Source organism: Macrococcus carouselicus, assembly GCF_004359515.1.
Taxonomy (GTDB): domain Bacteria; phylum Bacillota; class Bacilli; order Staphylococcales; family Staphylococcaceae; genus Macrococcus; species Macrococcus carouselicus.
Map to the genome: position 1 here is coordinate 568,389 of NZ_SCWD01000001.1, position 25,867 is coordinate 594,255.

The 25,867-nt window shown below is 45.7% G+C and carries 23 protein-coding genes; 20 read left to right on the forward strand and 3 right to left on the reverse strand.

Annotated features, from left to right (window positions below):
* Window position 1: 1 nt before the first annotated feature.
* The 8 genes from yfmF (at window position 2) to rny (ending at window position 8,443) form a co-directional block, all read left to right on the forward strand.
* Window positions 2–1,231, forward strand: coding sequence for an EF-P 5-aminopentanol modification-associated protein YfmF (yfmF, locus tag ERX40_RS02800; protein ID WP_133416978.1), 1,230 nt, complete (start codon window positions 2–4; stop codon window positions 1,229–1,231).
* Entirely contained in the window at window positions 1,228–2,499 is a 1,272-nt protein-coding gene (gene yfmH, locus ERX40_RS02805; protein ID WP_133416979.1) for an EF-P 5-aminopentanol modification-associated protein YfmH, read from the forward strand. Before yfmF ends, yfmH begins: the two co-directional genes overlap by 4 nt.
* Window positions 2,492–3,181, forward strand: a complete 690-nt coding sequence (ymfI, locus tag ERX40_RS02810) for an elongation factor P 5-aminopentanone reductase (RefSeq protein WP_133416980.1) — start codon at window positions 2,492–2,494, stop codon at window positions 3,179–3,181. The genes yfmH and ymfI overlap by 8 nt, the downstream gene beginning before the upstream one ends.
* Window positions 3,182–3,189: 8 nt before the next feature.
* Complete coding sequence (locus ERX40_RS02815; RefSeq protein ID WP_133416981.1) at window positions 3,190–3,978, forward strand: DUF3388 domain-containing protein; 789 nt, start codon at window positions 3,190–3,192, stop codon at window positions 3,976–3,978.
* Window positions 3,979–3,992: 14 nt separating this feature from the next.
* Complete coding sequence (locus ERX40_RS02820) at window positions 3,993–4,829, forward strand: helix-turn-helix domain-containing protein (RefSeq protein WP_133416982.1); 837 nt, start codon at window positions 3,993–3,995, stop codon at window positions 4,827–4,829.
* Between the two features lie 13 nt (window positions 4,830–4,842).
* The gene (pgsA, locus tag ERX40_RS02825; protein WP_133416983.1) at window positions 4,843–5,412 is read left to right on the forward strand and encodes a CDP-diacylglycerol--glycerol-3-phosphate 3-phosphatidyltransferase; all 570 of its coding nucleotides are present in this window, start codon (window positions 4,843–4,845) and stop codon (window positions 5,410–5,412) included.
* A 258-nt stretch (window positions 5,413–5,670) separates the two neighbouring features.
* Window positions 5,671–6,714, forward strand: a complete 1,044-nt coding sequence (gene recA, locus ERX40_RS02830; protein ID WP_243712933.1) for a recombinase RecA — start codon at window positions 5,671–5,673, stop codon at window positions 6,712–6,714.
* A gap of 175 nt (window positions 6,715–6,889) precedes the next feature.
* Complete coding sequence (gene rny / locus ERX40_RS02835) at window positions 6,890–8,443, forward strand: ribonuclease Y (protein WP_133416985.1); 1,554 nt, start codon at window positions 6,890–6,892, stop codon at window positions 8,441–8,443.
* A 281-nt stretch (window positions 8,444–8,724) separates the two neighbouring features.
* Here the strand turns inward: rny and ERX40_RS02840 are convergent, their stop codons facing one another.
* On the reverse strand, window positions 8,725–9,258 hold the full coding sequence (locus tag ERX40_RS02840; protein ID WP_133416986.1) for a hypothetical protein: 534 nt from the start codon (window positions 9,256–9,258) through the stop codon (window positions 8,725–8,727).
* 125 nt (window positions 9,259–9,383) lie between these two features.
* On the opposite strand from ERX40_RS02840, the gene ERX40_RS02845 reads away from it, so the two are divergent.
* The 7 genes from ERX40_RS02845 to ERX40_RS02875 all read left to right on the forward strand — a co-directional run bounded on the left by ERX40_RS02845 (window position 9,384) and on the right by ERX40_RS02875 (window position 15,751).
* Window positions 9,384–10,181, forward strand: coding sequence for a TIGR00282 family metallophosphoesterase (locus ERX40_RS02845; protein ID WP_133416987.1), 798 nt, complete (start codon window positions 9,384–9,386; stop codon window positions 10,179–10,181).
* A gap of 93 nt (window positions 10,182–10,274) precedes the next feature.
* Window positions 10,275–12,017 (forward strand): 2-oxoacid:acceptor oxidoreductase subunit alpha, encoded by a 1,743-nt coding sequence (locus ERX40_RS02850; protein WP_133416988.1) that lies wholly within the window; start codon window positions 10,275–10,277, stop codon window positions 12,015–12,017.
* A complete protein-coding gene (locus ERX40_RS02855) occupies window positions 12,017–12,880 on the forward strand; it encodes a 2-oxoacid:ferredoxin oxidoreductase subunit beta (RefSeq protein WP_133416989.1) in 864 nt (287 codons plus the stop codon). Before ERX40_RS02850 ends, ERX40_RS02855 begins: the two co-directional genes overlap by 1 nt.
* A gap of 142 nt (window positions 12,881–13,022) precedes the next feature.
* Window positions 13,023–14,030, forward strand: coding sequence for an ABC transporter substrate-binding protein (locus tag ERX40_RS02860; RefSeq protein ID WP_133416990.1), 1,008 nt, complete (start codon window positions 13,023–13,025; stop codon window positions 14,028–14,030).
* On the forward strand, window positions 14,030–14,317 hold the full coding sequence (locus ERX40_RS02865) for a thiamine-binding protein (protein ID WP_133416991.1): 288 nt from the start codon (window positions 14,030–14,032) through the stop codon (window positions 14,315–14,317). Before ERX40_RS02860 ends, ERX40_RS02865 begins: the two co-directional genes overlap by 1 nt.
* Window positions 14,314–15,054, forward strand: a complete 741-nt coding sequence (locus ERX40_RS02870; protein WP_133416992.1) for an ABC transporter permease — start codon at window positions 14,314–14,316, stop codon at window positions 15,052–15,054. Before ERX40_RS02865 ends, ERX40_RS02870 begins: the two co-directional genes overlap by 4 nt.
* Window positions 15,047–15,751 carry an ABC transporter ATP-binding protein gene (locus tag ERX40_RS02875; RefSeq protein ID WP_133416993.1) on the forward strand — a complete coding sequence of 235 codons (705 nt, stop codon included), beginning with the start codon at window positions 15,047–15,049 and terminating at the stop codon, window positions 15,749–15,751. Before ERX40_RS02870 ends, ERX40_RS02875 begins: the two co-directional genes overlap by 8 nt.
* A gap of 75 nt (window positions 15,752–15,826) precedes the next feature.
* Here ERX40_RS02875 and ERX40_RS02880 read toward each other — a convergent pair whose 3' ends face one another.
* Window positions 15,827–16,720, reverse strand: coding sequence for a nuclease-related domain-containing protein (locus tag ERX40_RS02880; protein WP_133416994.1), 894 nt, complete (start codon window positions 16,718–16,720; stop codon window positions 15,827–15,829).
* A 91-nt stretch (window positions 16,721–16,811) separates the two neighbouring features.
* Window positions 16,812–17,459: a VTT domain-containing protein gene (locus ERX40_RS02885; RefSeq protein WP_133416995.1), complete on the reverse strand. Its 648-nt coding sequence runs from the start codon at window positions 17,457–17,459 to the stop codon at window positions 16,812–16,814.
* Window positions 17,460–17,596: 137 nt separating this feature from the next.
* Between ERX40_RS02885 and ERX40_RS02890 the strand changes: the two genes are divergently transcribed.
* The 5 genes from ERX40_RS02890 to mutS all read left to right on the forward strand — a co-directional run bounded on the left by ERX40_RS02890 (window position 17,597) and on the right by mutS (window position 25,865).
* On the forward strand, window positions 17,597–19,312 hold the full coding sequence (locus ERX40_RS02890; protein WP_133416996.1) for an ABC transporter ATP-binding protein: 1,716 nt from the start codon (window positions 17,597–17,599) through the stop codon (window positions 19,310–19,312).
* Window positions 19,305–21,137, forward strand: a complete 1,833-nt coding sequence (locus ERX40_RS02895; protein WP_133416997.1) for an ABC transporter ATP-binding protein — start codon at window positions 19,305–19,307, stop codon at window positions 21,135–21,137. The genes ERX40_RS02890 and ERX40_RS02895 overlap by 8 nt, the downstream gene beginning before the upstream one ends.
* 72 nt (window positions 21,138–21,209) lie before the next feature.
* Complete coding sequence (gene miaB / locus ERX40_RS02900; protein ID WP_133416998.1) at window positions 21,210–22,742, forward strand: tRNA (N6-isopentenyl adenosine(37)-C2)-methylthiotransferase MiaB; 1,533 nt, start codon at window positions 21,210–21,212, stop codon at window positions 22,740–22,742.
* Window positions 22,742–23,170 carry a YlbF/YmcA family competence regulator gene (locus ERX40_RS02905; protein ID WP_133416999.1) on the forward strand — a complete coding sequence of 143 codons (429 nt, stop codon included), beginning with the start codon at window positions 22,742–22,744 and terminating at the stop codon, window positions 23,168–23,170. Before miaB ends, ERX40_RS02905 begins: the two co-directional genes overlap by 1 nt.
* 187 nt (window positions 23,171–23,357) lie before the next feature.
* On the forward strand, window positions 23,358–25,865 hold the full coding sequence (mutS, locus tag ERX40_RS02910; RefSeq protein ID WP_208001643.1) for a DNA mismatch repair protein MutS: 2,508 nt from the start codon (window positions 23,358–23,360) through the stop codon (window positions 25,863–25,865).
* Window positions 25,866–25,867 lie beyond the last annotated feature (2 nt).

Below are 25,867 nucleotides of genomic sequence, written 5' to 3' on the forward strand. Positions count from 1 at the left end.
CATGATACCTATTCATATCAATAAGGAAAGTAAGTTTAAAACAGTCACTATTGCACTTAAATTCAAAGCACCTCTTGATGAAAATACATTGACTGAACGTGCGCTGCTGGCTAAGCTGCTGACGAAATCAACGGCGCAGTATCCCACTGAACAGCAGCTGTATGACCATCTGTCAGAGCTGTACGGCGCGCATTTATCCAGTTATGTCACCAAACAGAACACGGCCAGCGTGATCACTGTCAGTATCGAATTTATCAATGACAAGTTCATTGATGAAAATTTGTTTGACCAGGCATGCCAGCTGTTATCCGATGTGATCAATCATCCGGATACGACGGGACAAGTCTTTAATGCCGGGAAAGTGGAAAGGGAAAAGCAGCTGCTTGCGTCCCGCTTTGACCATGTCAGGGATAACAAGGCACAGGCGAGCTTCCAGCAGATGCTGCAGGAAATGTTCAAAGGGCAGAGTTACCGCTTTTCAAGCATGGGTATAGAGGAGCATCTGAGTGAGGTCACACCGGAGTCCGTCTATGCTGTCTACAGGAATATGCTGGAAAATGATGAGAAAGCACTCTATATTATCGGTGATATCAATGAAAACCTCAGAGCTTCACTTGACACCTATTTCAATTTTGAACAGTCAAAGATTCAGCTTGAACCTCTTAAAATCAAAGCAGCCGCGAATCCTGAATACATCACAGAGCATACGGATACTTCTCAGGCCAGAATCAACATCGGTATGACTGTACCGATCAAGTTCGGTAGTGCTGATTATTTTGCCTTTATTGTGCTGAACCAGATTTACGGCGGAGATGCCGCGAGTCTCCTCTTCATGAATGTGCGCGAGAAGATGAGTCTTGCCTACCAGATCCATTCTCAGGCTGATGCACGTCTCGGTCTGATGTACGTGATAGCAGGCGTTCAGAATAAGACCTATAAAAAGACGGTTGATGTCATCCTGAGACAGCTGGAACTGATCAGGCAAGCCGATTTTCCGGATGAACTGCTCAGCATAGCGAAGAAAATGCTCATCAGCCATCGTAGAGAAAATCTTGACCGACCGAGAGGGTGGATTGAAATGAGCTATGCTTCTACATTTGACGATGTTAAGCTGTCGACAGAAGAATGGATGGCAGGTATAGCTGCTGTCACGAAAGAGGATGTTGCTGGAGTTGCGCAAAGTGTGAATGTGCAGACTATATATTGCCTGGCGAATGAGGTGAAAGCATGAAAAAACAGTATTACGCTGAAATAGATGAGACCTTATATGAGACTGAACTTACGAATGGTCTGCAGCTGTTTATCATTCCAAAAGCCGGTTTTCAGAAGACATATGTCACTTTAACAACAAAATATGGCTCATTACATACGAATTTTGTGCCGGTAAATGGCAGTGAGTTCATACATACACCTGAGGGCGTGGCCCATTTCCTGGAACATAAGATGTTCGAGAAAGAATCTGGCGATATGTTCAATGTCTTCTCAGAACAGGGCGCATCGGTTAATGCATTTACTTCCTATGACCGGACAAGTTATCTCTTCACTGCTGTCGACCATGTTGAAGAGAATATCAGACTTCTTCTGCAGATGGTCCAGCAGCCGTATTTCTCTGCTGAATCCGTTCAGAAGGAGATCGGAATTATTGCTGAAGAGATCAAGATGTATCAGGAACAGCCGAACTACAGGCTTTATTACCAGACGCTGCAAGGGATGTATCATCAGCATCCTGTCCGTCAGGATATAGCGGGCACCGTCACTTCAATCAGTGAGATAACCGCTGACACTTTGTATGAATGCTACCATTCATTTTACCGTCCGGAGAATATGGTGATGTTTGTCGTCGGCAACGTAGCGCCTGATTCAATCGCTGAATTCATAGCAGAACATCAGTTTGCAGAAGGTCGAGAGCAGTATCAGCCTATGATTGCTGCTATTGATGAACCTGCAGCTGTCAGAGACAAAGAAGTCTCTACACCGACGGACGTCACAAGGCCGAAGATGATGCTGGGCATTAAAAGTGAGTGTCATAAGTTGAAAAAGCCGCTGATCCAGACAGAGTTTGAGATGATGTTTGTGCTTGAGCTGCTGCTAGGTGAGCAGACTGATTTCTATCATGAACTTCTGAAGGACGGACTGATTGACGATTCCTTCGGTTATAGTTTTGTTCTGGAACCGACATTCTCACATATGCTGATTGCAGGGACAACAAATCAGCCGGATGAGCTGAAGGCACGTATTGCCGGTCGCCTGACGCACGCGACATTTGATGAAGCGGCATTCAGACGACTGGTCAAACAGACGACTGGTGAATATATCGCGAGTTTCAACTCACTTGAATACATTGCGAATCAGTTCACACGTTATTATTTCAATGGTGCGATTCTGTTTGATATCATTCATGTGCTGGAACGTATCAATCTTGAGACAGCAGTCAGCACGTTCCGACAGGCAGTTGATCCGGACAATATGACAGATAGCCGGCTGATGCCCCGTGACTAAATACTTGGTGACGGGTGGCAGCGGGGATATCGGTAGAGCGATTATCAGGCAGCTGACTGATGATGGGCATTCTGTTATCTGTCAGTATCATTCAGCTGATATTGAAAGTTTGAAATCTTATTTCAACTGTCAGGATGTGGCATTCTGGCAGGCTGACCTGACACGGCCCGTTATGAAACCAGAGTTTATTGACTCGGTGGATGGTCTGATACACGCAGCGGGTGCTGAGAGCTTCGGTTTAGTGCAGGATTTCACTCTGGAGGAGATTGATCTGCAGTATCAGCTGCACTTACGGAGTCTGATTCAGCTTTCCCAGTGGAGCATTCCTAGTATGCTGCGGAAGCAGTGTGGTAGAATTGTGGTGATCAGTTCAATCTGGGGTGAAACGGGCGCCAGCATGGAGAGTATATATTCAGCCATGAAAGCGGGACAGCTTGGTTTTGTGAAGTCGCTTGCTAAGGAACTTGCGCTCAACCATATAACGGTCAATGCAATCACACCGGGAGTGGTCAGAGGACGGATGACGGCACAGCTGGAATCAGAGTCACTGCTCGAGGAAATACCGCAAGGCGAACTCATTGAACCTGACGAAATCGCGTTTCTGGTCAGTTACTTACTACATAAGAGAGCACAGCACATGACCGGCCAGGTTCTCCGGCTGAATGCAGGCTGGCTCATTTAGGGGGTCTTATGATGGACAAGGAATGGTATCTGGAGTATGAAATAAAAATAAATAGACCGGGACTTCTTGGTGACGTCTCAAGTCTGCTCGGCACACTGGGCATCAGCATCATTACAATCAATGGTGTTGATGAGGGGCGTAGAGGTATGCTGCTCAAGGTGGACAACTATGAGAAGATGGTCAGGTTCGAGAATATCGTCCGTGAACTTGATGAAGTCCGAATCATCAAGGTCCGGACCCCTCTCCTGCAGGACCGGCTCGCTGTCAGACATGGCCGCTATATTCAGCGCGATGTCACTGACCGTAAAACTTTCCGGTTTATCAGAAAAGACCTGGGTATACTCGTTGACTTCATGGCAGAGCTTTTCAAGGAGGAGGGGCACTGCCTGGTCGGTATCAGAGGAATGCCGCGTGTCGGTAAGACTGAATCAGTGGTTGCAGCGAGCGTCTGTGCGCATAAGAAATGGCTCTTTATCTCTTCTACAATGATCAAGCAGACCATCCGTAACTCACTCTTTAAAGGAGAGTATGACAGTGATTATATCTATATCATTGACGGTGCTCTGACCGCGAAGCAGCAGGATATGAGACATATGCAGCTCGTGAAGGAAGTGATGAATCTGCCGGCGGTAAAAGTCATCGAACACCCTGATCTATTTGTTGCGAATAGTAAGTATACGCTTGAAGATTTTGATTATATCATTGAACTGCGTGAGACAGACGAACAGGAGATCACTTATGAGCAGGTCAGCAGAAACCGTCTGTTTGATACCGATGGCTTCGGTTTCTTTGAATAGTGGGAGGACTACGTATGCAACCCATTGGGAAAATTCTGAAGAGTAAGCGAGAATCACTGGGTATGACGCTGCTTGATATGGAGAAACGTATCAAAATAGAGCGGCAGCATATCACGAGGATCGAGAATAATGATTTCAACGCGCTGCCCAACCCGGATTATGCGGTCAGCTTTATTAAGAGGTATGCTGAGAGCGTCAATCTGAATGCGGATCATCTGCTGGCAGAACACCACGATGAACTGCCTCGTTATAAGATGACCGCTAAGGAGGCCAGGAAATCTCTGCAGACTCACCCAGTTCAGGAGAAGCATCAGTTGACGCCTCTTCTGAAGCTGATTGGCTTAACAGCACTTGTCTGCACGTTACTATGGCTGATAGCCGTCTATCTCTTTCCGCATGAACGAGAGTGGCAGGCGGCCTCCATCAATCCAAGCCGTAATCTTGCTGGGGAAGCAGAGCCGAACCAGAAAAAGGCTGTTAAAGATGAGAAGAATCAGCAGGTCAGATCACAGCAGAAAAAGATAAAGCAGCCGTCAGAGACTACCATTCAGTATCAATCATTTGATGGAACTAAGCTCAGTTATACGGTCAAGACAGAGGAAGCGCTGCAACTCAGAATTCAGTCTAAGACGCCGGTCAGGCTGCAGATCTCCACTGATCAGAAACAGTTATCCACGTATCAGAAAGTCACTGACCGGACCGTTCGAATGGATAAAGATATAAGCACACTGACTTTAGTCGTCAGTAATGCGGCTGAGATGAGTGTCTCTTTAAATGATAAAAAGGTAGACGTACCGCATGATGCTGAAAATCTCATCACACGTACTTATCAATTCAATATAATGAAATAGAAAGGAATTAATGATGAATATACCTAATCAGATAACAGTCGCCCGCGTTTTACTCATTCCTGTTTTTCTTCTGTTTCTACTGGCAGATTTCAATATGGGACATATCAGTTTTCTGAATAGCGCAGATATGCGTGTTGAACAGCTGATAGCAGCCCTGATTTTTATCTTTGCCTCCTTGACTGACTGGATTGATGGTTATTTGGCACGCAAGTGGCAGCTTGTCACGAACATGGGGAAATTTCTGGATCCATTAGCAGATAAACTGCTCGTGGCATCAGGTCTGATAGCCCTTGTTGAGCTGGATGTCATTCCGTCTTGGATGGCGATTATTATTGTCGCCCGGGAATTTGCCGTGACAGGTCTTCGTCTCCTGCAGATTGAACAAGGGTTTGTATCAGCAGCAGGGCAGCTCGGTAAAATCAAGACTGCTGTGACGATGATTGCTATCACACTGCTCTTACTGGCCGAGCCATTTGGCATGAATCTCGGTTACTGGCTGATGTATGCAGCTGTTTTCTTCACGATATTATCAGGAATTGAATATTTCTATCACGGACGCGACGTCTTCCGTGGCTCAAAATAACAGGATTTAAAAACCTGTTATTTTTTATGAAAAACTGCGGTATCTGGACTCTCATTTCATCAAATTCTGCAGTTATTTCATCAGAAACGGCTGATAAAAAATACGAACAGATGTTTGCTTTTCGCTTGCTATTTAACCTGAAAATCAGTATAGTAAGAGATGTAAAACAATAATAAAACTTACGAGAAAACGGCAACGTTTAAGGAGGATATACATTTGAGCGAACGTCAGAAAGCATTAGATACAGTCATTAAAAATATGGAAAAATCATTCGGTAAAGGTGCTGTCATGAAACTGGGTGAGAGCACATCCCGCAATGTTTCAACGATTTCAAGTGGATCGATCACACTCGATAATGCACTCGGAGTAGGCGGCTATCCGAAAGGCCGTATCATTGAAATCTACGGTCCGGAAAGTTCAGGTAAAACAACTGTCGCACTTCATGCGATCGCTGAAGTTCAGGCACAGGGCGGTACTGCTGCATTCATCGACGCAGAACATGCACTGGACCCTGTCTATGCCAAGAATTTAGGTGTTGATACAGAGAACCTCTACTTATCTCAGCCTGACCACGGTGAACAGGGTCTTGAGATTGCGGAAGCGTTCGTACGAAGCGGTGCTATTGATATCATCGTTATTGACTCTGTTGCGGCATTAACACCGAAAGCGGAGATTGAAGGGGAGATGGGTGACTCTCATATGGGTCTGCAGGCTCGTCTGATGTCACAGGCACTGCGTAAACTATCAGGCGCTATTGCGAAATCAAATACCATTGCCATCTTCATCAACCAGGTCCGTGAGAAGATCGGTGTCATGTTCGGTAATCCTGAGACGACACCGGGTGGCCGTGCACTGAAATTCTACAGCTCAGTCCGTCTGGAAGTCAGACGTGCAGAACAGCTGAAGATGGGGATGGATGTCATCGGTAACCGCACGAAGATCAAAGTGGTGAAAAATAAAGTGGCACCCCCGTTCAAAGTAGCTGAAGTCGATATTATGTATGGTCAGGGTATTTCACGTGAAGGTGAAATCGTGGATCTGGGTGCTGAATATGAAGTGATTGATAAATCAGGTGCCTGGTATTCCTATAACGGTGAGCGTCTCGGTCAAGGTAAAGAAAACGTGAAGAACTTCATGAAGGAAAATCCTGAAATCATGGCAGAGATCGACCGGAAGATCCGTCAGGAGATGGGAATCATTCCTAAGGATGCAGTGGCAGAGGAAACTGTGGAAAAAGATGAAACTGCTGAGTCTGTCACTGATTTAAAAGCAGATAAATTATTCGACGACGAACTGGTGTAATATAGCCGATAAAAACTGAGGTCCTCGGACTTCAGTTTTTCTGTTTGTTAATCTTTCGGACACCTTGACTTTAACATAACGAAAAACGTACAATTAAATTGTATATGATTTCTATTATATATTCTTTATTGGTGATATTTTAACTAGATAATAAGCAAAAAGGAGGTGTTTATGTATGGTCATCCTCTTATACATTTTGCTTGGCATCCTTGTAGGTGTTGCTGCAGGTTATTATCTAGCAAAAACGAATTTGACGAACCAGCAGATACAGGCAAGACAGACTGGTGAGCATATTGTGAAGGAAGCTAGAAAAGAAGCCGAAAGTCTTAAAAAAGAAAAGCTGCTGGAAGCGAAAGAAGAATATCAGCTGCGCAGCGATCGTCTGGAAGACGAATATCGTACAAGACGATCAGATCTTTCAAGACAGGAAGCAAGATTACTTCAAAAAGAAGAAAACTTAGATCGAAAAAGTGACCTTTTAGATAAAAAAGATGATCTTTTAGAACAAAAAGAATCTAAAATTGAAGCTAAACAGCAGCAAGTTGATGCGCTAGAGCAAAGTGTTCAAGAAATAATAGCCAGACATGAACAGGAATTGATACGCATCTCCGGACTGACTCAAGAAGAAGCTAAACAGGAAATTATCGATCAAGTTGAAGATGAACTTTCTCATGACATTGCTGTAATGATCAAAGAGAAAGATCAGGAAATGAAAGATTCAGTCGATAAGAAAGCCAGAATGTTACTTGCGACGACAGTTCAGCGGTTAGCTGCTGATCATACTTCAGAATCAACGGTGTCGGTGATTAATCTGCCGAACGATGAGATGAAGGGTCGTATTATTGGTCGGGAAGGACGGAATATCCGCACACTTGAGACATTGACGGGTATTGATTTAATCATCGATGATACACCGGAGGCAGTGATTCTGTCAGGTTTCGATCCAATCAGACGGGAAGTCGCTAAAATAGCGCTGCAGAACCTCGTATCAGATGGTCGGATTCATCCGGGACGTATCGAAGAGATGGTCGAAAAAGCGAAAAAATCAGTTGATGAAAGTATTCGTGAAGCAGGTGAGGCTGCAACATTTGAACTGGGTATTCATAATCTGCATCCGGATTTAGTTAAGATCCTAGGTCGAATGAAGTTCAGAACAAGCTATGGCCAGAATGTGCTGAAGCACTCAGTAGAGGTTGCGCACCTCGCGGGTATGATGGCTGCTGAGCTCGGTGAAGATGTAACGCTCGCCAAACGTGCAGGCCTGCTGCATGATATCGGTAAAGCCATCGACCACGAAGTCGAAGGCAGTCACGTTGAAATCGGTGTAGACCTTGCGAAGAAATACAAGGAACATCCAGTTGTGCTCAATGCGATTCATTCACACCACGGCGATGTGGAACCGACTTCTGTTATCTCTATCCTTGTCGCGGCAGCAGATGCACTGAGTGCAGCACGACCAGGTGCGAGACGTGAGACGCTTGAGAACTATGTCAGACGACTTGAACGACTTGAACAGATTTCTGAGAGCTATGACGGTGTCGAGAAGTCATTTGCAATTCAGGCAGGACGTGAGATCAGAATCATCGTTTCACCTGAAGAGGTCGATGATTTGAAAGCGCATAGACTTGCACGTGATATCAAGAACCAGATTGAAGATGAACTTCAGTATCCGGGTCATATCAAAGTGACAGTCGTACGTGAAATGAGAGCAACTGAATATGCGAAGTAAAGCTTACGGAATTTTTTCCGTAAGCTTTTTTGTTTGCAGCGGTCGACAGTCATGCTGTGATGGACAAAATGATAAAGAGGCGGATGATATGTATCGCACGTATTATTCCTGACTGACGGGGAGGGGATAAGAGTCAGTGTCTATAGGGCAGGCTGTCCGTGAATCAGAGAATACATCGGCAGCATCAATGATAAATTTTAATAATATAATATTATTATGTAAACTGTAGAAGTATAAGAAAAAAATCACGTTATAGGAGTGATCTTTTTGCCGAATCAATGTCACTGACCAGGCTGGTTATTTAGACTCTGCTCATAATTTTGTACGGCTGTACCGTTACTGCCAGGGGCAGGAGTGATAGTTCCGTTTGAGACGGCCGCATGATATGCAGCTGTCTTTTCTGCCTCTGTATAATTTCCGTACAGAATGTGCTCAAGTTGTGCTCTGTCTGTTATCTCCACCGGCTCAACAGTCGTCACTTCTGTAGCAAGGTTCTCTGTTGTAGGTGCCTCTGTAGTGAGACTGAAAGTGGTGGGTGCCTCAGTTGCTATTACTTCGGTCCTCGGCGTTACGGTCGTTGGTACTTCAGTTGTTTCAATCGGCGCTTCTGTTGACGGCTCTTCAGTCGTTTGCTTTTCACTCGTTGGTTTTTCAGTGGTTGCTTTCTTACCTCGTTCTTTGCTTTCTTCAATCGCTTTCTGTGCCTTTTTTGCTAATTCTGACTGAGTATATGCCTCTTTTTCCTGCTGGGTATTACAGGCGGCCAGTAGAAGTGAAGCTGCCAGGAGAAGCGCGGTCATTCTATAGATTTTCATATGATAATAACCTCAATTCATGAATTTATCAGTTTAAGTCTAACATAAACATAACTTGATAGCTGTTTTTTAATTTGCTGGGTTGTCTGTTATAATGAAGCAGAAAAAATGTGGAGGAATACAATATGAGAATTTTATTTATAGGTGACATCGTCGGCTCTATCGGACGAGAGATGCTGGCGGAATATCTACCTCAGCTGAAAGCAAAATATCATCCTAACTTTACAATTGTGAACGGCGAGAATGCTGCGCACGGCAGAGGAATCACAGAGAAAATCTACAAATCATTTATGACGCAGGGTGTTGATTTTGTCACACTCGGCAATCATACATATGGTCAGCGTGAGGTCTATGATTTCCTTGATGAAGATATCAAGATGATCAGGCCGGCCAATTATCCAGACGCCGCACCGGGGTCCGGGATGAAGATTGTACGTTTCAATCAGGATAAACTCGCGGTCATTAATTTACAGGGCCGAGCTTTTATGCCGGCGATAGACTGTCCGTTCAAGAAGGCGGACGAGCTGATCGCTGAGGCTGAAAAAGAGACCCCTTATATTTTCGTTGATTTCCATGCGGAGACGACTTCTGAGAAAGGCGCGATGGGTCACTATCTCAACGGCCGGGTGAGTGCTGTAGTCGGCACGCATACACATATCCAGACTGCCGATGAGCGTGTTCTGGACGGTGGCACAGGGTTTATCACAGATGTCGGGATGACCGGGTACTATGACGGTATACTCGGTATCAATAAAGATGAAGTCATTCATCGTTTTCTGACTGCGATGCCTGTGAAGCATGTTGTCAATGAACAGGGCCGTGGCACCTTGTCCGGTGTCTATATCGAGCTCACTAAAGACGGAAAGACAAAGAAAATTGAGCGTATCCTGATCAATGACGATCATCCTTTTATCGGCCATTAGTCTGAATTTCACTTAAAAACCTGCGCAGCCCGTGTGACTGCACGGGTTTTCTGTTATATTGGATGATGAGATAAATAGTAGGAGGATGAACTTTTGAAATCACAAATTTCATGGAAAGTCGGCGGTCAGCAGGGTGAGGGGATTGAATCCACAGGTGAGATCTTCTCAACTGCTTTAAATAGACAAGGGTACTACTTATACGGATATCGGCATTTCTCGAGTCGTATAAAAGGTGGCCATACCAACAATAAAATTCGCGTCTCTACGACACCGGTCCACGCGATCAGCGATGACCTTGATATACTGGTCGCTTTTGACCAGGAAACAATTGAACTGAACTATCATGAGCTGACTGCAGAGGGCGTTATTTTGGCAGATGGCAAGTTCACGCCTGAAAAACCAGAAGATTTTAAAGGTCATTTGGTTGAAATCAACTTCACTGAAATTGCCAAGGAACTCGGTACTGCTTTGATGAAGAATATGGTAGCAGTAGGGGCCACTGTACAGCTGCTGGGTCTCTCACTTAAACCTTTTGAAGACTTAGTCGAATCGATGTTCAAGAAAAAAGGCGATAAAATCGTTGAACTGAACAAGCAGGCGCTGCAGATGGGTGTCGATGAGATGCTGAAATATGGTGAGCCAGTCGGCGACCGTTTCAATCTTGTTGAGAGTGGAAACGTCGGTCACCTCTTCATGATTGGTAACGAAGCGATTTCGCTTGGTGCGTTAGCGGGCGGTGCGCGTTTTATGGCAGCATATCCGATCACGCCGGCATCTGAAATTATGGAATATATGATTGATAAACTGCCAAGGTTCGGAGGTACAGTCATTCAGACGGAAGATGAGATTGCAGCCGCTGTCATGGCGATCGGTGTCAACTATGCAGGTGTCCGTGCGTTCACGGCGTCAGCAGGCCCGGGTCTGTCACTGATGATGGAAGCGATTGGTCTCTCCGGGATGACAGAACAGCCGCTTGTCATCGTCAATACCATGCGCGGCGGTCCGTCAACAGGATTACCGACCAAACAGGAGCAATCGGACTTGATGCAGATGATCTACGGGACGCATGGCGACATCCCGAAAATTGTCGTAGCACCGACAACAGTTGAAGATGCCTTCTATTTAACAATGGAAGCGTTCAACTTAGCAGAGGAATATCAGTGTCCTGTCATCCTGTTAAGTGATCTGCAGTTGTCACTCGGTAAACAGACCGTACCTGAACTTGATTACAGCCGCATTGAGATCCGCCGCGGCAATATCGTGTCAGAGGTACCTGACAGCGAGGACAAGGACTATTTCAGACGCTACGAAGCGACAGCGTCAGGCGTGTCACCGCGGACACTGCCGGGCACTAAGAATGGTATCCATCACGTCACAGGTGTCGAGCACTCAGAGGACGGCAAGCCTTCTGAATCACCGATCAACCGTATTAAACAGATGGAAAAACGTATGCGCAAGATTGAAGCACTGAAAATTGCACAGCCGGTTGTCGAAAGCGGCGGTCATGACGATGCAGATGTGCTGGTTGTCGGTTTTATCTCGACACACGGTGCGATTGAAGAGGCCATGACGAGAACTGACCTGAAAGTGAATCATCTGCAGGTCAGACAGCTGCACCCGTTCCCGGCAGAAGAAGTGCAGGCTGCATTCGATAAAGCGAAGAAAGTGATTGTCACTGAAAATAACTTCCAGGGTCAGCTCGCACAGCTCATCAAAATGAATATCAATCATCAGAATAAAATTACGAGTTTCGTCAAATATGACGGAACACCATTCCTGCCACACGAAGTTGAAGATAAAATCAATGAAGTGGTTAATGAAGGAGTCGACAAATAATGGCTACATTTAAAGATTTCAGAAATACAGTCAAACCGAACTGGTGCCCGGGCTGCGGAGACTTCTCCGTACAGGCTGCCATCCAGAAAGCAGCGGCAGGCGTAGGACTTGAGCCGGAGAACCTGGCTGTTATCACAGGTATCGGCTGTTCCGGTCGACTGTCGGGCTATATCAATTCATACGGCTTCCATAGTATTCACGGTCGTGCCCTGCCGCTTGCACAAGGGGTGAAGATGGCGAATCAGGAACTGACAGTTATCGCATCGGGCGGTGATGGGGACGGCTTTGCTATCGGTATGGGCCATACTATCCACGCGCTGCGCCGAAATATTGATATCACTTATATTGTCATGGACAATCAGATCTACGGCCTGACTAAAGGTCAGACATCTCCAAGTTCAGCTGTAGGATTTGTCACAAAGACAACGCCGAAAGGTTCAATCGAGAAGAATGTATCGCCGCTGGAACTGGCACTGACAAGCGGGGCAACATTTGTTGCGCAGAGCTTCTCATCTGATATCAAGGAGCTGACTGCGATTATTGAAGCGGGCATCCAGCATAAGGGATTCTCATTCATCAACGTGTTCTCTCCGTGTGTGACTTATAACAAAATCAACACTTACGACTGGTTCAAAGAGAACATCACGAAGTTGGCGGATATTGAAGGCTATGATAATACAAGCAAGGAAATGGCATTATCAACTGTCATGGCGCACGATGGCATGGTAACAGGTATTGTCTACCAGGATACAGAGACACCAAGTTACGCTGAACAGATTAATGGCTTCAGCCGGAACCTGACTCAAGCCGATATGAAAATTTCACAGCCCGATTTTGAAGATCTTATGTTACAATTTAAATAAATCACGAGAAACACTAGGGGAGCCCTGAGCTGAGACTGGAGAAATCCTAAACCCTTCTTGACCTGGTCAGGTAATGCTGACGAAGGGAAGTGTCCTGACACAGCCCTTCTGACGGGTTGTGTTTTTTTATTGGAGGAAAATTATGAAGAAGTTATTAGTTGGAGCAAGCTGTTTGATGTTACTCGCGGGGTGCAGCGGCCCAGGTGACAGGAAAGAGACCAAGGAAGCACCGGCATCTAAAGAGCTGAAGAAAGTCACATTGATGCTAGACTGGACACCGAATACGAACCATACCGGCATCTATGTCGCAAAAGATAAGGGTTACTTCAAGGATCATGGTCTTGACGTGACGATTAAGACACCGGGTGATGTGACAGCGGATCAGTTGGTCGCAGCGAACAAAGTCCAGTTCGGTATCAGCGCTCAGGAACAGGTGACGCAGGAACGGACAGAAGGCGTACCGGTGAAATCCATCGGCGCCATCATCCAGCATAATACGAGCGGCTTTATGAGTCTTGCTGAAAAGAATATCAAATCACCGAAAGATTATGCCGGCAAGACTTACGGCGGCTGGGGTGCACCGATTGAGAAACCGTTCATAGATGCTGTGATGGAAAAGGACGGCGCTGATGTCAAAGACGTTAAAATCGTCAATATGGGCAATGCGGATTTTTTTACAGCTTCCAAGAAAAATATTGACTTTGCGTGGGTGTTCTACGGCTGGACAGGTATTGAAGCAGAGACGCGCGGTGAGAAAGTCAACATGCAGTACTTAACAGACTACGATAAGAATCTGGATTACTACACACCTCTTTTCATTGCCAACGAAAAATATATCAAGTCTGACAAAGAGACGGTTGATGCCTTCATGGCTGCGGTGCAGGAAGGCTATGAATATACGATTAAAGAACCGAAGGCAAGTGCTGATATTCTGATCAAAGAGGTGCCTGAACTGAAGAACAGCAAGGAACTTGTCTATAAGAGTCAGGAATATCTGAAGGACAGATATCAGGATGACGCTGAAGCCTGGGGCATGCAGGATAAAAAAGTCTGGGAGAACTTCGGTCAATTTATGAAGGATCATAAAATCATCCAGAAAGAATTCGATGCAGATGCTGCCTTTACCAATGAATTCGTGGAGGGTAACTGATGGCTGATACATTGATGAGTATACAGATCATTCCTAAGACGCCGAACGGTGAAGATGTGATTCCGTATGTTGACCAGGCAATCGCGGTGATTCAGGAAAGTGGGCTTCCTTATGTCGTTAATCCGCTTGATACCACGATTGAAGGGGATATGCCTGAACTGCTGGCACTGATTGACAAGATGAACAGGAAAATGATGGCTGAAGGGGTAGTGAGTGTGATCTCACAAGTTAAATTCTATCATGCGCCTGCTGCCTCCATGAGCGAACTCGTTAAGAAATATCGATGAAATACTATCTGAAATTTGCATTGTTCATGGTTGTCTTACTGGTCATATGGGAAGTTCTTGTCAAGGTGCTGAACGTCGATAGCTATACATTGCCGGCACCGAGCGCTATTGTTCAGGCTTTCTTCACGGGTTACCCGGATTATAAGTCGGATCTCGTACCGACCGTCCTTCTCGTCTTAGAGGGACTCTTCATGTCTGTAGTATTCGGTATTGTGATGGCGGTGACGCTCCATCTGATTCCGACTGTGGAACCCTATATTTATCCGCTGCTGATCATGAGTCAGAATGTACCGGTGATTGTCGTCGCACCGCTTCTTGTCATCTGGTTCGGTTTCGGCCTGCTGCCGAAATTGATTGTCATTACGCTCGTCTGCTTCTTCCCGGTGACGGTCAGTCTGCTGGAAGGATTCAAATCAGTTGATCAGGATCTGAGGAAGTATATGCTGATTTCTGGTGCCACGCGTCTGCAGATTTTCACTAAACTCGAATGGCCGGGCAGTATGCCGTTCCTGTTCAATGGCCTGAAGATTGCCGGCACCTATTCTGTAATGGGTGCGATTATTTCTGAATGGCTCGGCACTGATAAAGGACTCGGCAAGTTCATGATTATTTCTCAGCGCGCTTTCCAGGTGGATAATGTCTTTGTAGCGATTGTCTGGATCATCATCTTTGCGCTTGTGATCTTCGGTGTCATCAGATTGCTCGAGAAAATGACGGTGAGGTGGAAACATGACTAAGCTGGAGCTGCGTAATATCGGTCATGCATTCAGCCATAATCAGGTTCTGAAAAATGTGAACCTTGAAGTGCGGGACGGGGAGTTTATCACCATTCTCGGGCCTTCAGGCAGCGGTAAGTCCACCATTTTCAATATTACCGGCGGGATGCTTGAACCTTCGGTAGGAGACGTCATGCTGAACGGTGAACGTATTAATGGATGCCGCGGGCACGTCGCCTATATGCCGCAGAGTCATTCACTGATGCCCTGGCGGACTGTGCTTCAGAATATAGAACTCGGGCGGGAGATCAAAGGACAGATTGATCAAGCGCGTATGGAGAAGCTGCTTGAGAGAAGCGGCTTCGAAGCGATTCAGAACCAGTATCCGGATAGTCTGAGCGGAGGAATGAAACAGCGGGTCTCTTTTTTGAGGGCACTGAATACACCGGGTGAACTGATGCTGCTGGATGAGCCATTTTCAGCACTCGATGAGATTACCCGTATTGATATGCAGGAATGGCTGCAGGAGATCTTGACGGTTGAAAAGCGGACTGTGCTGATGATCACCCATAGTATCGAAGAAGCTCTGAAATTATCTGATCGACTCGTCGTTCTGGAAGGCAAGCCGGCCACGATCCGGCAGCTATTTGATGTGAATGGTTTAGACGAACAGGAGAGAGTGGCGTTGAAAAGTCAACTTCTGAATATGCTGAGATAAAAGCAACACCTCAAGCGGGAGGTGTTGCTTTTTGATGTTTCTGCTCAAGAACGTGTCAGAGTTGAGCAGCAAAACTCATGTATTATCATTCGGACGATAAGAAGAAGCTCTGGAATCACCTATCTTTATAAATTTGTGCTGCAATACTCTTTGCACAGAAGAACGATGAAGAGTTGGATATAACATAGCAACATCTTTAACCGTAAAAGGTCTTCCGGTTAAAATATAGAGTTCCTTCAGGTTATAACATATTACATCAGCATTCTTGACTATAAATGAGCAACTTAAGCATTGATAACTTTGGCATGAACTATTCTCTAACTGGTTCAATAATCGACAATTCGGGCATCGTAATCCTGTTATTAGTTTTTGGATAGGTATCACTTCTACTGGTTTATATCTCTCACTGTGCAGGTTAACGATATATTCGGCAAATTTTTTATTGTTAGCTCTATTACTATTGGGCAGTCTTAATAATTTAAGTTTGTTTAGAAGTTTTGGTCGCGTGAGCCAGCGGGAATTAGATGGGGAGTTTTCTAAATAGAAGGTTTCATTGATAAAGACGTTATAGCTTTCTACGTCATAAAGAGGATCAAATTGATGCGTCAAACTTTTTAAGTATCTATCTGCTCTATGAAGTTGAGGATCTGGATTTTTGACAATACGCTGATAGGATGAAATGAGGTTGTCGTTCTGATAACTATAGAGACCGCTGTAATTCTTGATATCAAAATGGTAGACAGTCAGTTCGTGTATGATAATGAAATCGTATTGCACATCGCCTTTATACCTGTTTTTAATATCGATATCCCAGAGCACGATGCACTGACTGAAGTTCTTGATCAAAGTATAAAATTCATATTCACCATCATACCCATGAGCTTCATTTGTTGGTTCTATTTTATGACGATGCAGCAGAGCATGCTGGTATTCAACGATTTCAGGGATTCTCCTTATTTTATAGACCATTTTTCACCTCCTCTTCAACTCTATCATCCCACTGTTAACTGATTGTAAAAAAAGAGCAGTCATTCATAAAGAATGCTGCTAATGATTGTTCTTATTTTCTGCTAGCTTTCCAGCCTTTAATGGCACTGATGACTGCAGGTAGTACTGATACCACGATGATCAGGATCAGTACGATTTCAAAGTTATCTTTGACAGCCGGAATATTGCCGAAGAAGTAGCCGAGTCCTAAGCAGATGGCGACCCATAAAAATGCCCCGATGATGTTATACAGGATGAAATAAGTGTAATGCATCCGGCTCGCACCTGCAACAAAGGGGATAAATGTTCTTATGAAAGGCATAAAGCGCGCCATCACAATTGTTTTACCGCCATATTTGTTGAAGAAGTTCGTTGCCTTCAGCAGATGTTCTTCTTTGATGAAGCGGCCGAATGTCGGGTGATTAGAGACACCGAGTCCGACCAGTTTACCGATATGGTAGTTCAATGTGTCACCGATGACAGCAGCGATAAAGCAGACTGAAAATAAGATCCAGATGTTCAGTGCACCTTGCGGGGCAAGTGCGGCGGCGGCGAACAGCAATGAGTCACCCGGCAGAAATGGCATGATGACAAGTCCCGTCTCGACAAAAATAATCAAAAATAAAATGCCGTAGGTTAAGGTACCGTACTGGCTGACAATATGGATGAGATGTTCATCAATATGTAAAATGAAATCCATCAACTGAGAAATAATATTCATAATATGCTCCTGTCTTTAATGTTAACCCTCTTATTATACGGGGCAACCACTATTCAGGCAAACGATTCAATGGTCAATTTCATGACATTTATGGCATAATTAATATAATTCGGATTACGAAAGAAAGGGGACTGCCTATGAAAACAGTACTTAAATTCACGCGGCCGTATCTTGGTCTGATGACTATTGCAATCTTGCTTATGCTGTCAGAGCTGTTCGTGGATTTATATGCACCTGTTCTGATGAAGAACATCATTGAACAGGGCATTCTTAAAAATAACATCGGCTACATCCAGCTTTATCTCGTCATCATGCTCGTCATCAGCTTCTTTGCTTTTTTCGCAGGTATTCTTAACTCCTTTATTTCCTCGCATGTCTGTCATATGTTCTCCTATGATCTGCGGAATGCAATCTTCAGAAAGATACAGGGTTTCTCGCTTAAAACGCTCAGTCATTTCAAGACTTCAAGTCTGATCACACGGCTGACCAGTGATATTATCGCAAATGAAATGGTGCTCTTTATGAGTCTCCGTATCATGTTGAAGGCCCCGCTTTCAGTGATCGGCAGTATGATCATGAGTTTTATTGTCGCACCGGATATTGCGGTCTATCTCGTGATAGGAACACCGGTTCTTGCTACCTTCCTCTTTATCACAGCGAGAAGCGGCATGAAAATCTTCCTGCGCATTCAGAAGCGGACCGATCATCTCAATCGATTTATTCAGCAGAACCTAGAGGGTGTTCGTCTTATTAAATCCACCCTCAATGGACCCTACGAAACCGATAAGTTCGATGACGTGGCCATGCCGATCCGAAAAGATACGGTCCATGCGCTTCGTCTGATGGAAAGTATTATGCCCGTCTTATTATTCATTATGAATGGTTCTTTACTGATGGTGATCTGGTTTGGCAGTGATCTGATCAATAGAAGTGGGCTTGAAGTCGGCTCTCTTGTCGCGGTCATCAACTATGCCCTGAGAATGCAGGGGGGATTCTCCATGTTCGCCTTTATCATCATTGCGTTCTCCCGTGCTAAAGCCAGTGCAGACCGTATCAGCGAAGTTCTGGAGACGCCGGTTGATGAGGTCAATAGCATAGAAGAGACGACCGGAGTGCCGGAGTCGAACACCGTAGAATTTATCGATGTCTCGTTCAAATATCCGACCGGTCAGGACGACGCACTGCAAAATATCTCCTTTAAAGTGAACAGCGGCGACAAGTTTGTCATTATGGGACAGACAGGATCGGGTAAATCGGCCCTGCTCTCCCTGATCCCGCGGATGTACGAGGCGACAGCGGGTCAGATACTCGTCAATGGTGAGGATATCAAGGACTGGGACCTGAAGACACTGCGGGAGTTTATCGGCTATGTCCCGCAGAAGACGACATTATTCACCGGCTCCATTATAGAGAATGTGCGCTGGGGTGATAACGAGGCAGGCGCTGAAGAAGTATTTGATGCCGCTCAGATTGCACAGATTCATGACTCCATCATGAACTTTGACGATGACTATAACACCCGGGTCGGTCAGCAGGGTGTCAATCTTTCAGGTGGCCAGAAACAGCGTCTTGCTATAGCGCGGGCATTGATCAAGAAACCGGGTATCCTGATTCTTGATGACAGTACGTCCGCTCTTGATATCAATACTGAAAACAGACTCTTTGACTCACTCAAGGAACTGGATATGACCCGTATTATCGTCACTCAGAAAATACATACTGCAAAGTCAGCTGATCAGATTCTCCTGCTTGAAGCAGGCAGGATAGTCGGACTCGGTACACATGCTGAGCTGCTGGCAACAAGTCAGCTGTACCGTGATATTGCAGCAAGTCAGGAGGAAGCGCATGCTTAGAGACGTCTTTTCACATGAACCTGTCTTAAAGAAAGAGGATATCGGTCGCAAACATGATAAGAAACGTGCAGATAACTGGTCCTATTCAGTGAGACGAATCTGGCAGCTGATGGAACATCGCAAATGGCTGTTACTCCTTGTTATAGCACTTGTCGTCATGACATCACTCCTCAGCCTGGTCGGTCCTTATCTGATCGGTCATATTATAGACCATAACATCATGACGAAGGAATTTCGTTCTTTACCGCAGAAGTTAGGTTTTCTGATCGGTATTTTCGTCACATTATCTGTACTCTCCTATGCGGCTGCCTATCTGATGGTCGATATCGCACAGGAAACAGTCTATAAGCTGCGCATGCAGCTTTTCAGCCATATGCAGCAGCTGCCGATCCGGTTCTTCGATGAACGTCAGCATGGTGATATCATGAGCCGGATGACCAATGATGTTGAGAATATCTCAAAAGTCCTGAACTCCTCATTTATCCAGTTCACGTCCAGTATAGTGACGTTGACCGGTACCGTGATTGTGATGCTGATACTCAGCCCGCTGCTGACGCTGCTGACCATGACCATCATACCGGTCATGTTCTTCGCCACGCGCTGGATTACAAACCGGACTGGCCCGCTCTATAAGATGAGACAGCAGGCTCTAGGCGATATGAACGCCTATATTGAAGAAATTGTTTCAGGGCAGTCCGTCGTCAAAGTATTCTCACAGGAAGAAGAGGTCATCAAAGGCTTTGAAGAGAAGAATCGCAGGGTCAGAGAACGAGGCTTCTGGGCCATCAGCTATTCGGGCGGTATTCCAAAAGTGATGAACACGCTGAACAACATTTCCTTTGCGATTGTTATCGGTATAGGTGGTATGCTCGCGCTAAGCGGTCAGAGTGTGACTGTCGGGACGATTGTGATCTTCGCAGAATATGCCAGACAGTTCACGAGACCGCTCTCGGATCTGGCGAACCAGTTCAATGAAGTGCTATCCGCTCTTGCTGGGGCGGAGCGGGTATTTGCGGTCATTGATGAGGAAGAGGAACCCGATAGCATGAATGATTTTGCAGCGATGAAGATCAGAGGCGATATTCATTTTGATGATGTGACCTTCAAATACAACGAGCAGCAGCAGAAGAATGTCATCAATCATGTATCGTTTGAGCTTGCCGCCGGAGAATCACTGGCGCTGGTCGGCGCAACCGGCGCAGGTAAAACGACGATTATTCAGCTCCTCAACCGCTTCTATGATATCAGCGGCGGTGATATTCTTATTGACGGCGTTTCTGTCAGAAATCTGCCGAGAAAGACACTTAGACGACAGATTGCCTATGTTCTGCAGGATCCGATACTCTTCGATGGCACGTTGCGGGATAATATCAGGTATGGTAACCACGAGGCCAGTGATGAACAGGTTTTACAGGCGGCTCAAGATGCGAATGCGCACGACTTCATCATGCGGCTTGAAAAAGGTTATGATACTGTGATCTCCGGTGAGGAGTCGCATCTATCTCAAGGCGAAAAGCAGCTCTTATCCATCGCACGAGCCCTCGTGCAGGATCCAGCGATCCTCTTGCTGGATGAGGCCACCAGTTCGATCGATACAGTGACCGAGATGAAACTGCAGGAGGCGATTGACCGCCTGATGGTAGGACGGACAAGCATCGTAATCGCGCACCGGCTGAATACCGTCAAGAAGACCGATAAAGTCGTTGTGCTCGCACAAGGGGAGGTCATTGAACAGGGTTATCAGCAGGAACTCCTTGAACAGAACGGTCTCTATAGTCAGATGGTTCACTCGTCAGACGGTGATTTTGATGAACTTCTCGATTGATAAAACCTTTGAAAATCCGGACTATAAGTAATATACTAAATAGATGATTAATGAGCAGAGAGGGTTTTCTGAATGAATGAAGAAGGCAGAATCCTAGGGTCTCAGGCACGGACTGAGAAGCAGCCTGAAAAGGATTACAGCAAATATTTTGAGCATGTCTACCAGGCACCGAGCTTAAAAGACGCTAAAAAACGTGGTAAAGAAGAAGTCAGCTATCATCATGACTTTAAAATAGAGGACAAATATCAGGGTCTTGGTCAAGGACGTCACTATTATATCCGTACATATGGGTGTCAGATGAATGAACACGATACAGAAGTGATGGCAGGTATCCTGGAAGCGCTCGGTTATGAAGCGACGAATGATGTCAATACGGCGGACGTGATTCTGCTGAATACCTGTGCCATCCGTGAGAATGCTGAGAATAAAGTGTTCAGTGAGATCGGTAACCTGAAACATCTGAAACTTGAGAAACCGGATGTCCTGATCGGGGTCTGCGGCTGTATGAGTCAGGAAGAATCAGTGGTGAACAAAATCCTGAAATCCTATCAGAACGTCGATATGATTTTCGGTACACATAATATCCACCGGCTGCCAGCCATCCTGGAAGAAGCCTATATGTCAAAAGCAATGGTGGTTGAAGTCTGGTCCAAGGAAGGCGATGTCATCGAGAATCTGCCGAAGTCACGACTGGGTGAAACAAAGGCCTGGGTCAATATCATGTATGGCTGTGATAAGTTCTGCACGTACTGCATCGTCCCTTTCACACGCGGTAAGGAACGCAGCCGCATGCCGGAAGAGATCATCAGTGAAGTGCGTGACCTTGCAAGACGCGGCTACAAGGAAATCTGTCTCCTGGGACAGAATGTCAATGCGTACGGCAAGGATCTCGGCATCAGTTACGGTCTCGGCGATCTGATGGCTGATATTCAGAAGATTGATATTCCGCGTGTCCGTTTTACAACGAGCCATCCGTGGGACTTCGATGACCGGCTGATTGAAGTGCTCGCGCGTGGCGGTAATATCGCACCGCATATTCATCTGCCTGTACAGTCCGGCAACAATGAAGTGCTGAAAATCATGGGTCGTAAATATACACGGGAAAGCTATCTTGAACTCGTTCGGAAGATCCGTGCACAGATGCCTGAGGTAGCGCTCACGACAGATATTATCGTCGGTTATCCGAATGAGACAGAAGAGCAGTTTTTAGATACAATTGACCTGTATAAGCAAGTAGGATTCGAACTTGCCTATACTTACCTGTATTCACCGCGTGAAGGGACACCTGCTGCTAAGATGAAGGATAATGTGCCGATGCGTGATAAGAAAGACCGTCTGCAGCGACTGAATAAAGTAGTAGAACAGCATAGTGAACGTGCCCTTGCCCGATATCTCGGGCAGGAAGTTGTTGTATTGTGTGAGGGGCCTTCCAAGAAAAATGAGGAAATCCTTGCAGGTTATACCGATAAGAATAAACTGGTCAACTTCAGAGCACCTGCTGAGGCAATTGGACAGTTTGTAAGAGTGAAAGTAACAGAGACGATGCGCTATTCAATGAACGGAGAGTTCATCGCAATCATAGATCAAGTAGGAGTGGCAAATTAATGTACACAAATGACCAGATTTTAGAACACGCAAAGGAACTAGGCCGCATGATGGCAGAAACAGATGCAGTGGATTTCTTCAAGCGTGCCGAAGCACAGATTCATGAGAATCAGACAGTACGTGAAAAAATGGCTTCACTGAAGTCACTGCAGAAACAGGCGGTTAACTTTGAACAGTACGGCAAGGAAAAAGCACTTGCGATGACGGAAGAGAAGATCGCAAAGGTAGAAGCGGAACTGGATGAGATGCCCTTAGTGGATCAGTTCAAGGAAGCACAGGGAGAAGTGAATTCACTCCTTCAGATGGTTTCACATGCCATCAGTCAGACCGTGACAGATGAAATCATCGTCTCAACAGGCGGTGATGTCCTAAAAGGTGAGACGGGTGCACAGGTAGCCCATGGTGCACCGGGCTGCGGCAACGAATAACAATGAAGTCGGTTCTTTTGTGAATCGGCTTTTTTTATCGAAAGGCCGATAAATTTTGAAAATGTCAGCAAGTTCTACGTCATTGCACCGCTTTTTCTGGTAAGTACAGCAGTAGGCAGTAGGATTGCCTATCGGCTGCTCATTGCGCTCAACAAACGAAATCTATGGATATAAAAGGACTGATGTTATGAAACCGACTCCGATGATGGCTCAATACCTGGAAATAAAAGCCCAGCATGAAGACTGCATTCTGTTCTTCAGGCTCGGCGATTTCTATGAGATGTTCTACGATGATGCTGTCACGGCAGCACGTGAACTGGAGATCACACTGACAAGGCGGGATAAAAAGAATCCGATACCTATGTGCGGTGTGCCTTATCATTCGGCGAAAGGCTATATTGAGAAGCTGGTTGATAAAGGTTATAAAGTTGCAATCTGTGAGCAGATGGAAAACCCACGGGAAGTAAAAGGGATGGTCAAACGTGAGGTCATCCAGATCATCACACCCGGTACTGTAATGGATGGTTCTCTGGATGAATCCTCCAGCAATTACCTGATGGCCATTACTCGTGACAGAGAGTTTCATATTGCCTACGCAGATATTTCAACAGGTGAGCTGAAAGTCACACAGTGTACAGAAGAAATTCTGTTCAATGAACTGGCAAGCATCAAACCGAGTGAAATCATTGTGAATGAATCACTGGATAAAACTTTAAACGAACGTATCAATCAGATTACCAGTGTCATCTCTATACACAATGCATCAGCTGACGTCATGCCAAGTCAAGCGGCGGACCTGCCCGCTGCTTCCAGACAATCAGTGCAGCTGCTGTTCGATTATGTCACAACGACACAGATGCGTGACCTGACCCACATCGATAATGCACGCTATTACCATGCAGTCGATTATATGAGACTTGATATGTATGCGAAGCGGAATCTGGAGCTGACTGAAAGCATTCGTCTTAAAACCAAAAAAGGCACGCTGCTCTCCATCTTCAATGAAACGAAGACACCGATGGGTCACCGGCTGCAGAAAGAATGGATTGAACGTCCGCTCATCAAGAAAGGGGATATCAACCGCCGGCATGAACAGGTGGCCCTGCTGAATGACCATTTCTTTGAGCGTGAATCGCTGAGAGAACGTCTGGCAGAAGTCTACGATATCGAGCGGCTGGTCGGCAGGGTCAGCTTCGGCAACGCAAACGCCAAAGACCTGGTTCAGCTGAAATATTCGATTGAACAGCTGCCTGCCATCAATCACATTCTCAATGAGATGAAGATGCCGGACATTCCTGCTGAAGCAGTGTCAGGGCTTGCAGACTTATTGCAGGGACTCGAAGAAGAAGCACCGATATCCATCAAGGAAGGCGGACTGTTCAAGACAGGCTACCATCAGACACTTGACGAATACCGTGAGGCAGCTAAAAATGGTAAGCAGTGGCTGAGTGAGATGCAGCAGACCGAGCGTGAACGCACAGGCATCCGCTCACTTAAAGTGGCTTTCAATAAGGTGTTCGGCTATTATATTGAGATTTCAAAGGCAAATCTACATCAGTTTGATGCCGAACACTATGGCTATACACGCAAGCAGACTTTAACGAATGCAGAGCGTTATATCACCGAGGACTTAAAGGAAAAAGAGGCGCTTATACTGGGTGCTGAGGAGAAACTGGTTGACCTTGAATATGAGCTGTTCCTTGATCTGCGTGAACAGGTGAAGGCCTATACGATGGACCTCAAGAAAATTGCACGTCGCCTGGCGGAACTCGACTGTCTGCAGAACTTCAGCCAGGTCGCCATGAAAAATGATTATGTAAGACCTGTCTTTAATGAGCGTAAACTGTCATTAGTCGATTCTAGACATCCGGTCGTTGAGAAAGTGATGTCCAAGGAGGAATATGTACCGAATGACTGCACTCTGGATGATGATCAGTACATCGATCTGATCACGGGTCCTAATATGTCGGGTAAAAGTACGTATATGCGTCAGGTGGCCCTCATCAGTATTATGGCGCAGATGGGTTCTTATGTACCGTGTTCATCCGCTGAACTGCCGTTATTTGATCAGATCTTTACCCGCATCGGAGCGGCGGATGATCTTGTATCAGGTCAGAGCACCTTTATGGTGGAGATGCTGGAAGCGCGTAATGCACTGAAGAATGCAACAGCAGACAGCCTGATTATATTCGATGAGATCGGCCGTGGTACGTCGACTTATGATGGTCTGAGTCTTGCGCAGGCCATGATTGAATATGTGCATGACCATATTAAGGCGAAGACATTGTTCTCGACTCACTACCATGAACTTGTTCAGCTTGAGGAGACGTTATCAGGTCTTGAAAATATTCATGTCGCAGCGAAGGAATATAAAGGCGAACTGATTTTTCTCCATAAAGTGATGCCAGGCGCAGTAGAAAACAGCTACGGTATCCATGTCGCGCAACTTGCTGATCTGCCTCTCGAGGTCATTGACCGGGCCAATACGATATTGAAGCAGTTCGAAGAAAATAGTGAAAATGACAGGCAGGATACGCTGCAGTCAGCAGGTCTTGATCAAACAGAAGCACCACAGCTCACTTTCAACTTATTTGATAGCGGTATAGAAGAGACGATAAAGCAGCTCGATATAGCCAGAATGACACCCATCGAGGCACTCCTCAAACTGCAGGAACTCCAGGATCAATTAAAGTAGGT